Below are 13759 nucleotides of genomic sequence, written 5' to 3'. Positions count from 1 at the left end.
CCCCGGCCCTCCCCCAGAGGGGGAGGGAGAAGCTGTCGGCGCCTTACAGCGCCTTCACCAGCTCCGGCACGGCCGTGAACAGGTCCGCCTCGAGGCCGTAGTCGGCCACGCTGAAGATCGGCGCTTCGGGGTCCTTGTTGATCGCGACGATCACCTTGGAGTCCTTCATGCCGGCCAGGTGCTGGATCGCGCCGCTGATGCCGCAGGCGATGTACAGCTGCGGGGCGACGATCTTGCCCGTCTGGCCGACTTGCAGGTCGTTGGGCGCGTAGCCCGCGTCCACCGCGGCGCGCGAAGCGCCGATGGCGGCGCCGAGCTTGTCGGCGAGCGGCTCCAGCACTTCGTGGAACTTCTCGCTGGAGCCCATCGCGCGGCCGCCCGAGACGATGATCTTCGCGGCCGTGAGCTCGGGGCGGTCGCTCTTGGCGATCTCCTGGCCCAGGAACTTCGACTTGCCGCTGTCGGCGGGCGCGCTGGCGCTCTCGACCGAAGCGCTGCCACCGGTGGCAGCAGCGGGATCGAAGGCCGTCGTGCGCACCGTGATCACCTTCACCTGGTCGGCGCTCTGCACGGTGGCGATGGCGTTGCCGGCGTAGATCGGGCGCTCGAAGGTATCGGCCGCATCGACCTTGGTGATGTCGGAGATCTGCGCGACGTCCAGCTTCGCGGCCACGCGCGGGGCGACGTTCTTGCCGCCGGCGGTGGCCGGGAACAGGATGTGCGAGTAGTTGCCGGCGAGCGCCAGCACCTGGGCGGCGACGTTCTCGGCCAGCCCGTGCTCGAACTGCGCGCCGTCGGCGTGGATCACCTTGGCCACGCCGGCGATCTGCGCGGCGGCCTTGGCAGCTTCGGCGGCATTGGCGCCGGCCACCAGCACGTGCACTTCGCCGCCGCAGGCAGCCGCAGCGGTGACGGTATTCAGGGTCGCGGCCTTGATGGACGCGTTGTCGTGTTCAGCGATGACGAGGGAGGTCATGGGGTGTCCTTGAAGTCGGGGGCGGACATCCGAACGCAAAGGGCGCAAAGGATTCGCAAAGGACGCAAAAGAAAACCTATGAAGTTTTCCTTTAAATCTTTTGCGTTCTTTGCGTAGTTTTTGCGCCCTTTGCGTTCGGATGTCCGTATTCGGCTGTTAGATGACCTTCGCTTCGGTCTTGAGCTTCTGCACGAGGGTGGCCACGTCGGGCACCTTCACGCCGGCGCCGCGCTTGGCGGGCTCGGTGACCTTCAGCGTCTTCAGGCGCGGCTTGACGTCCACGCCCAGGTCCTCGGGCTTGACCGTGTCCAGCTGCTTCTTCTTCGCCTTCATGATGTTGGGCAGCGTCACGTAGCGCGGCTCGTTCAGGCGCAGGTCGGTGGTGACCACCGCGGGAAGCGAGACTTCCAGCGTCTCCAGGCCGCCGTCGACTTCGCGCGTGACCTTCGCCTTGCCATCGGCCACTTCGACCTTGGAGGCGAAAGTGGCTTGCGGCAGGTCGGCCAGCGCCGCCAGCATCTGGCCGGTCTGGTTGCAGTCGTCGTCGATCGCCTGCTTGCCCAGGATCACCAGGCCGGGCTGCTCCTTGTCGACCAGCGCCTTCAGCAGCTTGGCCACGGCCAGCGGCTGCAGCTCCTCGTCGGTCTGCACCAGGATGGCGCGATCGGCACCGATGGCCATCGCCGTGCGCAGGGTCTCCTGGCACTGCTGCACGCCGCAGGAGACGGCGATCACTTCGGTCGCCACGCCCTTCTCCTTCAGGCGCACGGCTTCTTCCACCGCGATCTCGTCGAAGGGATTCATGCTCATCTTGACGTTCGCGATGTCCACACCCGTGTTGTCCGACTTGACGCGGACCTTCACGTTGTAGTCCACCACCCGCTTGACCGGGACCAGGACCTTCATTGGGGCACTCCTAGAGTTTTGGGGAAAGGATTGACGTGCACGTAACGTCGAAATTCTATGTGCCGCACGGGCTGCTGCCCCCCGCGTGCCGGGGGGCGGGCACAAAAAAGAACGATCGTTCGATTTTGCGATTATAGGGTCGGCCTGCACGCCCGCGGCACATGTCCCTGCAAGCGAGTGTCATCCGGCTGACATTCCCGCGCGGCCCCGATGCGGGTAAGTCAGGACCGTTCGGATTAAGCCTGCGACTTACAGTCCCCCGCACTCACACAACCAGGAGTTCGTTGGATGAAGCGCTCCGTTCTCCCCCTGTTCGCCGTCGCCGCGATCGCGGCCTCCGGCTCCGCTGCCGCCCAGACCGTCCTCACGGTCTCCAGCTGGGTGCCGCCCACGCACTCCCTCAGTGTCGCGCAGAAGGAGTGGTGCGACCTGGTCGAGAAGAACGCGGCCGGCAAGATCCGCTGCAACATCCTGCCCCGCGCGGTGGCCAACCCGCCGGGAACCTACGACGCCGTGAAGAACGGCCTCGCGGATGTTTCCTTCACCGTGCACGGCTACACGCCCGGCCGCTTCGTTCTCACGCAGATGGCCGAGTTCCCCTTCCTGGGCGACGCGGCCGAACCGCTCTCCGTGGCCTTCAACAGGGTCGCGATGAAGTACCCGGCCTTCGTGCAGGAGCACCAGGGCGTGCACGTGCTGGCCTTCTTCACGCACGGCCCCGGCATCGTGTTCAACACCAAGCGCCCCGTCACGAAGCTGGAGGACCTGCAGGGCCTCAAGTGGCGCGTCGGCGGCGGCATGGTCAACGAGATCAGCAAGACGCTGGGCATGAACGTGACGCTCAAGCCCGCGCCCGACTCGTACGAGCTGCTCTCCGGCGGCGTCATGGACGGCACGCTGTTCCCGGCCGAGTCGATCGAATCCTTCAAGATCGACAAGGTCATCAAGTACGCGACCACCTTCCCCGGCGGCCTGTACAACACCAGCTTCGTGTTCATGATGAACCAGGCCACCTACGACAAGCTCGATGCCGCCGGCAGGAAGGCGGTGGACAGCGCGTCGGGCGAGGTCGCCGCGCGCATCATGGGCCGCAACTGGGACAAGGTGGACCGCCGCGCGTACGGCCTCATGCAGGCGAACAACGTGCAGGTCACGAAGGCCGACGCGAAGTTCGTCGCCGACGTGAAGTCCAAGACCTCCGCGCTGGAGCAGAAGTGGGTGCAGGAGGCCAAGGCGAAGGGCCTGGCCGACCCGGCCAAGGTGCTGGCGGAGTTCCGCTCCGAGATCGCCAAGGCCTCGAAGTAGTCTTGACCAAGCTGCTGGACCTGCTGTGCGGGCTGCTGTCCGGGATCGCGCTGTTCGCGATCATGGCCCTCACCTTCTTCGACGTGCTGGGGCGCAAGTTCGCCTCGCACAGCATCCCGGGTTCGCTGGAGCTCACGGAACTGCTCATGGTGGTCGTGATCTTCGGCGCGCTCCCCCTGGTGTCGCGCCGCGGCGAACACGTGGAGTTCGACTCGCTCGACCCCTACCTGCCGGCCTGGGTGCGCCGTGCGCAGGCGGTGCTGGTGCACCTGCTGTGCGCGGCCGTGCTGCTGGGGCTCGCGTGGCTGATGTGGCGCACGGGCGGGCAGTTCCTGGAAACGGGTGAGACCACCGCGCAGCTGCAGATCCTGAAGGCGCCCTTCATCTACGGCATGGGCGTGCTGTGCGGGCTCACGGGCCTCGTGCACCTGGCCGCCCTGCGCGAGCTGCCGGCCGAGCGCGCCGAGGGCGAAGGGGCCGCCCTGTGACCGCGGCCCTGCTCGGCTTCGGCGCGATCTTCCTGCTGGCGCTCCTGCGCGTGCCCCTCGCCTTCGCGATGGGGCTCGTGGGCTACGTCGGCATCGGCCTCACGCGCGGCTGGCAGCCGGCGCTCGCGAGCACGGCGCAGGTCGTGTACGAGACGGGCTTCGCGTACACGCTGTCGGTGATCCCGCTGTTCATCCTCATGGGCAACTTCGTGGCGCGCGCGGGCCTCGCGCACGAGTTGTTCCAGGCGGCCTACGCCTTCATCGGGCACCGGCGCGGCGGGCTCGCCCACGCCACCGTCGCGGCGTGCGCGGGCTTCGGCGCGATCTGCGGGTCCTCCATTGCGACGGCTGCCACCATGAGCAAGGTGGCGTACCCCTCCATGCGCAAGCTCGGGTACAGCGACTCGCTCTCCACCGGCGTCATGGCCGCGGGCGGCACGCTGGGCATCATGATCCCGCCCTCCACGATCATGGTGATCTACGGGATCGTCACCGAAACGAACATCGGCAAGCTGTTCGCCGCCGGCGTGATTCCCGGCCTGCTCACGGCGTCGCTGCTGATGCTGGCCATCGTGGTCATCACCTCGCGCGATCCCGAGCACGCCCCGGCCGGCGAGCGCGCCAGCTGGCCGGAGCGCTGGCACGCGCTGCGCGGCATCTGGGGCGTGGTGGTGCTGGTGCTCGTGGTCCTCGGCGGAATCTACGGCGGCTTCTTCACGGCCACCGAAGGCGCGGGCTTCGGGGCCGCGGGCGCCTTCCTGTTCGCGCTGCTGCGCGGGCGGCTGACGTGGCGATCGCTCTACGAGGTGCTGGTGGAATCGGCGCGCACCACCGCGATGCTGTTCACGCTGCTGATCGCCGCCACGCTGTTCGCCAACTTCGTGAACTTCACGACGCTGCCCGGCGACCTCAAGGACTGGATCACGCACCTGGGCCTGTCCCCCACGATGATCGTGGTCGCCATGATGGCGATCTACGTGGTGCTGGGCACGGTGATGGAGGAGCTCACGATGGTGCTGCTCACCATCCCGCTGTTCTTCCCCATCGTCACCTCGCTCGGCTTCGACCCGGTGTGGTTCGGCGTGCTGATCGTGATGATCGTGCAGATCGGCCTGATCTCGCCGCCCGTGGGCATGAACCTGTTCGTGCTCAATGCGCTGCTGCCCGGCGTGGGCCTCGGCAACATCTTCCGCGGCTGCTGGCCCTTCGTGCTCGTGATGGTGCTGATGCTGGGCGTGCTGATCGCCTTCCCGGCGCTCAGCCTGTGGCTTCCGTCCCTGATGCGTTGAGCGTCACCGTGCCGCGCGGCACGTGCAGCACGCGCTGCGGGTACGGGATGTCGATGCCCGCCTCGCGCAGGGCGCGCAGGATCTTCAGGTTCACGTCCGAGCGCACGTTGACCTGCCCGTTCTGCGGGTCGTCGATCCAGAAGAACAGGCGGAATTCCAGCCCGTCCGCGCCGAAGCTCACCAGCCGCGCGGAGGGCGGCGGGTCGGCCAGCACGCGCTGCGTGCGCATCGCCGCGTCCACCAGCAGCGCCTGCACCTGTTCCGCATTGCTGTCGTAGGCGACGGCGACGTCGGTGGTGACCAGCACGCGGGGATCCGCGATCGACAGGTTCTCCACCCGCTCCGAGATCAGCTTCTCGTTCGGCACGACGGAGGCGCGCCCGTCGCCGGCCCGGATCAGGGTGTAGCGCGTCTTGATGTCCGCCACGACGCCCTCGAAGCCGTCCACCTTGACCATGTCGCCGATGCGCAGGCTGCGTTCGGCCAGGATCACGAAGCCGCTCACGTAGTTGGCAGCGAGCTTCTGCATGCCGAAGCCCAGGCCCACGCCGAACGCGCCACCCAGCACCGACAGCGCGGTGAGGTCCACGCCGGCCGCGGACAGCGCGAACAGGAAGCCGACGGCCAGCAGCATCGCGCGCACCGCGTTGACCGCCACCTTGCGCAGCGACAGGTCGGTGACCGCGTCGCGCAGCACCTTGCGCTCCAGCGCCGCCGACAGCCACAGGGCCAGCACCAGCACGAGCCCGGAAGAGAGCGCGCCCTGCACGATGGACAGCAGGCTGATCTTGCCCTTGCCGAAGGAGAAGCGGATGCCTTCCAGCTCCGCGAGCACCGCCGGCAGCAACCCCATGATCCACAGCACCGCGGCGATCCAGGCGAGCCAGGAGAACACGCGCTCCATGGTGCGCGCCATCTTCGAGCGCGGGAACACGAGCGTGAACACGCGCGCGAGCAGCCGGATGCCCGCCAGCGACACGAGCACCGGAAGCGCCAGGCGCAGCAGCGGCACCTCCTGCAGGCCGCCGAGCCCCACGCGCGCGAAGTAGGTCAGGGCCAGCGCCACCAGGGGGAACAGCAGGCCGTCGACCAGGTAGCGGCCGTACAGCACCGATTCCGGCGGCTGCCTGCGGCCGGTGAGCCAGCAGATGCCGTAGGCCGAGGCCAGGCAGGCCACGAGGGTGAAGGTTTCCCAGCCGATGCCCCGGTGGCTCAGGGCACCGATCAGTTCGTCGAATTCGATCATTCCGCGTTTACTGCGCCCAGCCGGGCTTGCGTTTTTCGGTGAAGGCCTGCACGCCTTCCAGCGCGCACGGCTCCATCATGTTGGCCGCCATGGTCTGGGCGGCGAGCTGGTACGCGGCCGCGATCCCCATCTCGCGCTGGCGGTAGAACAGCTCCTTGCCCATCGCGAGCGCCTCGCGCGGCTTGGCGAGGATCGCCTGGACCAGGCGCTCCACCTCCGCGTCCAGCTGCTCCGGCGGCACGGCGTGGTTGACCAGCCCGCGGACCTGCGCCTCCTGCGCGGAGATGAAGTCGCCCGTCACCAGCATCTCCATGGCCTGCTTGGGCGACATGTTGCGCAGCAGGGGCACGCTGGGCGTGGCGCAGAAGAGGCCGTAGTTCACCCCGCTCACCGCGAAGCGGGCTTCCGTCGAGGCCACGGCCAGGTCGCATTGCGCGACCAGCTGGCAGCCCGCCGCGGTGGCGATGCCCTGCACGCGCGCGATCACGGGCACCGGCAGCGCCTGCAGCGCCAGCATCATGCGGCTGCACTGCGCGAACAGGCGCTGGTAGTAGGCCAGCTCCGGCTGCGCGATCATTTCCTTCAGGTGGTGGCCCGCGCAGAAGGCCTTGCCCGCCGCGGCGAGCACCAGCACGCGCAGCGACGCGTCGCCGGCCAGCCGGTCCAGCGCAGCCTGCAGGGCCGCGAGCAGTTCCTCGCTCAGGGCGTTGAAGCTCGCGGGCCGGTTCAGGGTGAGCGTGACTACGCCACGCCCGTCGCGGGCCTCGATCAGCGGCTGCTCCATGGCAGCACCCTCCTCTTTCTTCGTTTCTTCTCAGACGTCGGCGAGCGCGCGCAGGTGCGCCTCGACGCTGCGTCCCAGCGCGTCGAGGTTGTAACCGCCTTCCAGGCTCGACACGATGCGGCCCTTCGCGTGCCGCTTCGCCACGTCCATGATCTTCTGCGTCATCCAGGCGTAGTCCGCCTCCACCAGCCCGAGCTGCCCGAGGTCGTCCTCGCGGTGGGCGTCGAAGCCCGCGCTCACGAAGATCATCTCGGGCCTGAATTCCTCGAGCCGCGGCAACCAGTGCTTCTCGATCTGCTCGCGGATCGCCGGCCCCTTCGTGTACGCCGGGATGGGCAGGTTCACCATGTTGTCCGCATGCGCGCCGAAGCCGCTGTAGGGATAGAAGGGGTGCTGGAAGATCCCCACCATCAGCACGCGCTCGTCGCCGGAGAGGATGTCCTCGGTGCCATTGCCGTGGTGCACGTCGAAGTCCACCACCGCGACGCGCTTCAGGCCGTGGTGCTCCAGCGCATAGCGCGCGGCCACCGCCACCTGGTTGAAGATGCAGAAGCCCATGGCGCGGCTGCGCGTCGCATGGTGGCCGGGCGGGCGCACCGCGCAGAAGGCGTTCTCCAGTTCGCCGGCGATGACCGCGTCGGTTGCGGCCAACGTTGCGCCGGCGGCACGCAAGGCAGCGTTCAGGCTGTGCCGGTTCATCGCCGTGTCGGGGTCGATGTGCACGTGGTCGTAGCCGCCGGCCTCTTCCTGCTGGCGCAGTTCCTCGGCCAGGCCGATGATCGAGGCGACGTGCAGGCGTTCGTGCGCGAGGGCGAGCAGGTCCGTGCTGGCGAGCGGGGCTTCGCGCCGCTCGACGACGTCCAGCAGGCGCGCGGCGAGCAGCCGGTCCTCGATGGCGTCGAGCCGCTCCGGACACTCCGGGTGCCCGCGGCCCATGTCGTGTCTCCTGCAGTCCGGGTGCGTGAAATAGCCGGTTTTGCCCATGGCCTGCCTCGGCGGTGCCTGAATATCGGATATGTTCGTGCCTCATGGAAGCACGACAAAAACTCAAAACGCTCCTTGACCAGCTTAACACGGTGATCGTTGGGAAACCGGCGCAGGTCCGCGATTGCGTGGCCTGCCTGCTGGCAGGGGGACACCTGCTGATCGAGGACGTTCCGGGCGTCGGCAAGACGACCCTCGCGCATGCCCTCGCCCGGGCCTTCGGCCTGCAGTTCTCGCGGGTGCAGTTCACGGCGGACCTGATGCCCAGCGACCTCTCGGGCGTCTCCATCTACGACCGCGGCAAGGAGGGCTTCGTGTTCCACCCGGGACCGATCTTCGCGCAGGTGCTGCTGGCCGACGAGATCAACCGGGCCAGCCCCAAGACGCAGAGCGCCCTGCTGGAAGCGATGGAGGAAAAGCAGGTCACCGTCGAAGGCGAGACCCGCGCGCTGCCCTCGCCCTTCTTCGTGATCGCCACGCAGAACCCGCACGACCAGCTCGGCACCTTCGCCCTGCCCGAGTCGCAGCTGGACCGCTTCCTCATGCGCATCTCGCTCGGCTACCCGGACCGCGCCGCGGAGCGCGCGCTCTTCTCCGGCGCCGACCGGCGCGACATGGTGGAGCACCTGGGCAACACCCTGTCGCCGATCGAGCTGCAGGCGCTGCAGCAGGACGTGCTGCGGGTCCACGCGGCGGAGCCGCTGCTCGATTACGTGCAGGACCTCGTCGCCGCGACGCGTTCGGGCCGCTGGTTCCTGCAGGGCCTGAGCCCCCGCGCGGGCATCGCGGTGATCCGCGCCGCCAAGGCGCAGGCGCTGTTGTCCGGCCGCGACTACGTGGCGCCCGACGACGTGCAGGCCGTCTTCCCGCAGACCGTGGCGCACCGGCTGGTGCCGGTGGGCGATGCGGGACGTGGCCCGGTCGAACAGGTCCGCGCCATGGTGGAGGCGGTGCCCTTGCCCTGAGGCTGCCGTGAACACCGCCGTCCTGCACCCCGTGGGGTACGTCCGCCGCCGCTTCCGCCAGTGGTGGCAGGCGCGCCTGCCGCTCACCGACACGATGACGCTGACGCAGCGCAACGTGTACATCCTGCCGACGCGTCCCGGCTTCATGCTCGGGGCGACGCTGCTCGTGCTGCTGGTGGGCTCCATCAACTACCAGCTCAATCTGGGCTACCTCCTCACCTTCCTGCTCGCGGGCTGCGCGGTCGTGGGCATGCACGTGTGCCACGCGACGCTGCGCGGGCTCACGCTCGCCCTCATGCCGCCCGCGCCGCAGTTCGCCGGCGCCAGCGCACCGCTGTCCGTCGTCCTCGGCAACACGCGCAAGAGCGTGCGCTACGGCATCGGCCTGGCGGTGCTCGACACGACCCACGAGGACCACTGGAGCTGGACGGACGTCCCCGCGCAGGGCTCGTGCACGGTGCAGGTGGCGTTCCGTCCGGAACGGCGCGGCCTGCACCGCGTGCCGCCGCTCACGGCGGAGACGCGCTTCCCGCTCGGCACCTTCCGGGTGTGGACGGTCTGGCGCCCCGCGGCCCAGGTGCTGGTCTATCCCGCGCCGGAGCTGCAGCCGCCGCCGCTGCCCCCGGGCGAGCCGCGCGGCGGCGGTGCCGCGGTACTGCGCGCGCAGAACAGCGGGGAGTTCGAAGGCGTGCGCGCCTACCGCCGCGGCGACCCGCTCAAGCTGGTCGTGTGGAAGAAGGTCGCCAAGAGCGACGAGCTGGTGAGCCGCGACACCCTGCAGGCGCAGCGGATGGAGCTGTGGCTCGATGACCAGCAGTGCGGCGTCGCCGACCGCGAAGCCCGCCTCTCCCGCCTGGCCGCCTGGGTGCTGCAGGCCGACCGCCTGGGCCAGGACTACGGGCTGCGGCTGCCCGGCCTGCAGGTCGCCCCCGGCGCGGGCGAGGCGCACAAGCGCCGCTGCCTGGAGGCACTCGCGCTGTGCTGAACCTGCCCCAACGCCTCGCCACGCTGCCGCGCGACGCGCGCGACACGCTGTTCCTGCTCGCCGTCATCGCCTGGGTGACGCTGCCGCACGTGTCGCACCTGCCCTGGTGGGTCTCGCTGCTGGTCGCTGTGGTCCTGGGATGGCGCGCGCGGCTCGCCGTGCAGGCGGCGCCGCTGCCGGCGCGCACCTGGCTCGTCGTGCTCGTGGGCGTCAGCCTGTTCGCGACCTGGGCCACGCACCGCACGCTGCTGGGACGCGACGCGGGGGTGACGCTGATCGTGTGCCTGCTGGCCCTGAAGACCCTGGAACTGCGGGCGAAGCGCGATGCCTTCGTCATCTTCTTCCTGGGCTTCTTCACGATGCTCACGAACTTCTTCTTCTCGCAGTCGCTCGCGGTCGCGGCGGCGATGCTGCTGGGGCTGCTGGGCCTGCTCACCGCACTCGTCAACGCGCACATGCCCGTGGGGCGGCCGCCGCTCGCGCAGGCCGCCCGCACGGCCGGCTGGATGACGTTGCTGGGCGCGCCGGTGATGGCCGTGCTGTTCGTGCTGTTCCCGCGGTTCGCGCCGCTCTGGGGCATCCCTTCGGACGCCATGAGCGGGCGCAGCGGCCTGTCCGCCCAGATGCGCGTGGGCTCGATGGCGGAACTGGTGCTGGACGAGAGCGTCGCCCTGCGGGTGCGCTTCGAAGGCACGCCGCCGGCGCAGAGCGACCTGTACTTCCGCGGTCCGGTGTTCGCCGACTTCGACGGCCGCGAATGGCGGCCGCTCGTGCGCCTGGCCGGGCGCTTCCCGCCCATGCGCCTCGGCGATCCGCAGCTCGTGCCGCTCGGCGCCCCGGTGCGCTACGAAGTGACCCTGGAGCCGAACAACCGGCCCTGGCTGCTGACGCTGGACGCCGCCCCCAGGGCGCCGCAGGTGCCGGGCATGGACACGGTGATGACCTCCGACCTGCAGTGGCTGGTGTCGCAGCCCGTGGTCGACCTGGTGCGCTACACCGCCGAAAGCCACGTGCTGTTCCGGCACGGCCCGGCACGCCGCTCGCTGGTGCTGCCGGAATACACGCAGCTGCCGGCCGGCTACAACCCCCGCACGCTGGCGCTCGCGGCGAAGTTGCGCGAGGAGAACCCGGGCGCCAGCCCGGCGACCCTGGTGCAGGCCGCGGTGCGCCTGCTGCGCACCGGAGGCTATCGCTACACCCTGGCGCCGGGCGTCTACGGCGAGCACACGGCCGACGAGTTCTGGTTCGACGTCAAGGAAGGCTTCTGCGAGCACATCGCCTCCGCCTTCGTGGTGCTGATGCGCGCCCTGGACATCCCCGCCCGCGTGGTCACCGGCTACCAGGGCGGGCAGGTGAACCCGGTGGACGGGTACTGGGTCGTCCGGCAATCCGACGCGCATGCCTGGACGGAGGTCTGGCTGGAAGGACGCGGGTGGGTGCGCATGGATCCGACCGCCGTCGTCGCGCCGGCGCGCACGGGCTCGTTCCAGCGCCTGGTGGTCCCGCAAGGCGTGATCGGCACCGCCATGCAGCGCGTCAGCCCCGACCTCTGGGCGGCGATGCGCGCCGGCTGGGACGCGATGAACAACGGCTGGAACCAGTGGGTGCTCAACTACACGCAGAGCCGCCAGCTCGACATGCTGCGCAACCTGGGTTTCCGCTCGCCGAGCTGGGAGGACCTCAGCCGCGTGCTGCTGGCGGTGGTCGTCCTCGTCGCGCTGGCCGGCGCCCTGTGGAGCTGGTGGGACCGCCTGCAGCACGATCCCTGGCTGCGCCTGCTGGGGCGCGCGCGCAAGCGGTTGCGCCGGGCCGGCGTCGAAGTCGGGAACACCGCACCCCCCAGGGCGATCGCAGAGGTGGTGACGCGCCGCTTCGGCGCCGAAGGTGGGACACTCGCGCAGTGGCTGCTGAAGCTGGAAGCCCAGCGGTACGCACGCACGCCGGAAGTCAGCCTGTCGGCGCTGCGGCGCGAGTTCCACCAGATCGCCTGGCCCCCCCGATGCGAAGCACCCTGATCCTCACTGCCCTGCTGCTCGCCCTGCCCCTCGCGGCCGGGCCCTCGACCGCCGAAGCCGCGCCCCGCGCGAAGCCCCCCGTGCAGCGCACGGGCCCCGCCTACGCCACGCGCGAGGACGCGATGGCCTTCGCCGAGGACCTGGCCGCGCGACGCAACCTCGACCCGGCGTGGGTGAAGCGCATGGTGGGGCAGGCGCAGAACCTCTCGGTGGTGAGCCGGCTGATGCAGCCGCCGCCCGCGGGCCAGCCCAAGAACTGGAACGCCTACCGCGGCCGCTTCATCGACCCGATCCGCATCGCCGCCGGCGTGCGCTTCTGGCGGGAGAACCGCTCCACCCTCGAGCGCGCGGAGCAGGAGTTCGGCGTGCCCGCCGAGATCATCGTGGGCATCATCGGCGTGGAGACCATCTACGGGCAGCAGATGGGCGACTTCCGCATCCTCGATGCCCTGGCGACGCTCGCCTTCGACTTCCCCGAAAGCCACCCGCGCGCGGCGGAGCGCACGAAGTACTTCCGCGGCGAGCTGGAACAGTTCCTCGCGTACCACGAGACGGCCCGCAGCAACCCGCTCGCGCCGCGCGGCAGCTATGCCGGCGCCTGGGGCATGCCGCAGTTCATGCCCAGCAGCCTGGCGCGCTGGGGCGTCGACTACGACGGCGACAAGAACGTGGACCTCGCGCGCAGCACGGACGACGCGATCGGCTCGGTCGCCAACTACTTCAAGGGCTACGGGTGGGTCACCGGGATGCCCACGCACTACCCCGTGCGTTTCGATCCGGCGAAGGTCGACATGGAAGCGCTGCTCGCGCCCGACATCCTTCCGACGTTCAACGTCGCCCGCTTCCAGGAACTGGGCGCGGTGGTCGAAGGCCCGGCGCTGGAGCACAAGGGACCGCTCGCCCTGGTCGAACTGCAGAACGGCGGCGACGCGCCCGCCTACGTCGCCGGGACGGAAAACTTCTACGTGATCACGCGCTACAACTGGTCCAGCTACTACGCGATGGCCGTGATCGAGCTCGGTCGCGAGGTGAAGGAGGCGCTGGGCCGGGTGTCCGCGAGCAACCGGTGATCCTCGACGCACAGGAATGGCGCCGCATGTGGGAGGCGCTCGGCGCGCAGGCCATCTCCGGCGGGCTGATGAACCAGCTGGTGCGCGCGTACGGCGAACCGCAGCGGCACTACCACACGCTGCAGCACCTGCGCGAGTGCCTCGCCCACTGGGAAGCCGCGGCAGGCCTCGCGCGCCGGCCGGAGGAGGTGGAGCTCGCGCTGTGGTTCCACGACGCGGTGTACGACCCGCAACGGCGCGACAACGAGGAACGCAGCGCGGCATGGGCCCGCGACGGCGTGCTCGCCGCGGGCTGCGACGCGGCCGTGGCGGACCGCGTTGCAGCCCTGGTGCTCGCGACGGCGAAGCACGAGGCGCCGGCGGACGACGCGGACACCCAGCTCCTGCTGGACATCGACCTCGCGATCCTGGGTGCCAGCCCCAACCGCTTCGCCGAATACGAGCGGCAGGTGCGCGCCGAGTATGCGCACGTGGGCGAAGCGGACTGGCGAACGGGCCGCGCCCGCGTGCTGGCGCGCTTCCTCGAACGGCCGCGCCTCTATGCCACCGCGCCCTTCCACGACGCGCTGGAACAGCGTGCGCGGGCCAACCTGCGCGAATCCCTCGCCGCCTTGCAGGCCTGATCCGACGCCCGTGTGTGCGCGCGTGGTGAACTCCACGCGCCGGGAGTTACTTCCGTAACACGGTGGTGCAGGGCGGGGCGAGCGTGACATCCGCACCTGCACGAATGGGGGTCCCTCTGGCAC

Annotated in this window: 13 protein-coding genes; 8 read left to right on the top strand and 5 right to left on the bottom strand. The window is 69.7% G+C overall.

The window, feature by feature from the left end; genetic code table 11:
- Positions 1–43: 43 nt before the first annotated feature.
- On the bottom strand, positions 44–976 hold the full coding sequence (locus tag H8N03_RS05915; RefSeq protein WP_187075166.1) for an electron transfer flavoprotein subunit alpha/FixB family protein: 933 nt from the start codon (positions 974–976) through the stop codon (positions 44–46).
- A 156-nt stretch (positions 977–1132) separates the two neighbouring features.
- Positions 1133–1882, bottom strand: coding sequence for an electron transfer flavoprotein subunit beta/FixA family protein (locus tag H8N03_RS05910; RefSeq protein ID WP_187075165.1), 750 nt, complete (start codon positions 1880–1882; stop codon positions 1133–1135).
- Between the two features lie 288 nt (positions 1883–2170).
- On the opposite strand from H8N03_RS05910, the gene H8N03_RS05905 reads away from it, so the two are divergent.
- The 3 genes from H8N03_RS05905 to H8N03_RS05895 are packed head-to-tail and all read left to right on the top strand — an operon-like array spanning position 2171 to position 4964.
- Positions 2171–3187: a TRAP transporter substrate-binding protein gene (locus H8N03_RS05905; protein ID WP_187075164.1), complete on the top strand. Its 1017-nt coding sequence runs from the start codon at positions 2171–2173 to the stop codon at positions 3185–3187.
- Positions 3188–3189: 2 nt separating this feature from the next.
- On the top strand, positions 3190–3675 hold the full coding sequence (locus tag H8N03_RS05900) for a TRAP transporter small permease (protein WP_255428039.1): 486 nt from the start codon (positions 3190–3192) through the stop codon (positions 3673–3675).
- Positions 3672–4964, top strand: coding sequence for a TRAP transporter large permease (locus H8N03_RS05895; RefSeq protein ID WP_187075163.1), 1293 nt, complete (start codon positions 3672–3674; stop codon positions 4962–4964). Before H8N03_RS05900 ends, H8N03_RS05895 begins: the two co-directional genes overlap by 4 nt.
- Here H8N03_RS05895 and H8N03_RS05890 read toward each other — a convergent pair.
- The 3 genes from H8N03_RS05890 to H8N03_RS05880 are packed head-to-tail and all read right to left on the bottom strand — an operon-like array spanning position 4933 to position 7978.
- The gene (locus tag H8N03_RS05890; RefSeq protein WP_187075162.1) at positions 4933–6210 is read right to left on the bottom strand and encodes a mechanosensitive ion channel family protein; all 1278 of its coding nucleotides are present in this window, start codon (positions 6208–6210) and stop codon (positions 4933–4935) included. The genes H8N03_RS05895 and H8N03_RS05890 overlap by 32 nt on opposite strands.
- A gap of 7 nt (positions 6211–6217) precedes the next feature.
- Positions 6218–6994 carry an enoyl-CoA hydratase gene (locus H8N03_RS05885; RefSeq protein ID WP_187075161.1) on the bottom strand — a complete coding sequence of 259 codons (777 nt, stop codon included), beginning with the start codon at positions 6992–6994 and terminating at the stop codon, positions 6218–6220.
- Positions 6995–7024: 30 nt separating this feature from the next.
- Entirely contained in the window at positions 7025–7978 is a 954-nt protein-coding gene (locus H8N03_RS05880; RefSeq protein ID WP_187075160.1) for a histone deacetylase family protein, read from the bottom strand.
- Positions 7979–8022: 44 nt separating this feature from the next.
- On the opposite strand from H8N03_RS05880, the gene H8N03_RS05875 reads away from it, so the two are divergent.
- The 5 genes from H8N03_RS05875 to H8N03_RS05855 are packed head-to-tail and all read left to right on the top strand — an operon-like array spanning position 8023 to position 13636.
- Positions 8023–8943, top strand: a complete 921-nt coding sequence (locus H8N03_RS05875; protein WP_187075159.1) for an AAA family ATPase — start codon at positions 8023–8025, stop codon at positions 8941–8943.
- 7 nt (positions 8944–8950) lie between these two features.
- Positions 8951–9928: a DUF58 domain-containing protein gene (locus tag H8N03_RS05870; RefSeq protein WP_354005078.1), complete on the top strand. Its 978-nt coding sequence runs from the start codon at positions 8951–8953 to the stop codon at positions 9926–9928.
- Positions 9922–11943, top strand: a complete 2022-nt coding sequence (locus tag H8N03_RS05865; RefSeq protein WP_187075157.1) for a transglutaminase TgpA family protein — start codon at positions 9922–9924, stop codon at positions 11941–11943. The genes H8N03_RS05870 and H8N03_RS05865 overlap by 7 nt, the downstream gene beginning before the upstream one ends.
- Positions 11928–13013: a lytic murein transglycosylase B gene (gene mltB, locus H8N03_RS05860; protein ID WP_187075156.1), complete on the top strand. Its 1086-nt coding sequence runs from the start codon at positions 11928–11930 to the stop codon at positions 13011–13013. Before H8N03_RS05865 ends, mltB begins: the two co-directional genes overlap by 16 nt.
- Positions 13010–13636, top strand: a complete 627-nt coding sequence (locus tag H8N03_RS05855; RefSeq protein ID WP_354005077.1) for an HD domain-containing protein — start codon at positions 13010–13012, stop codon at positions 13634–13636. The genes mltB and H8N03_RS05855 overlap by 4 nt, the downstream gene beginning before the upstream one ends.
- Positions 13637–13759 lie beyond the last annotated feature (123 nt).

It is taken from the genome of Ramlibacter cellulosilyticus, from assembly GCF_014297465.1.
In the GTDB taxonomy this organism is placed as follows: Bacteria; Pseudomonadota; Gammaproteobacteria; order Burkholderiales; family Burkholderiaceae_C; genus Ramlibacter; species Ramlibacter cellulosilyticus.
Note: the sequence above shows the minus strand (reverse complement) of the source record. Positions and strands in the feature narration are given on the sequence as shown.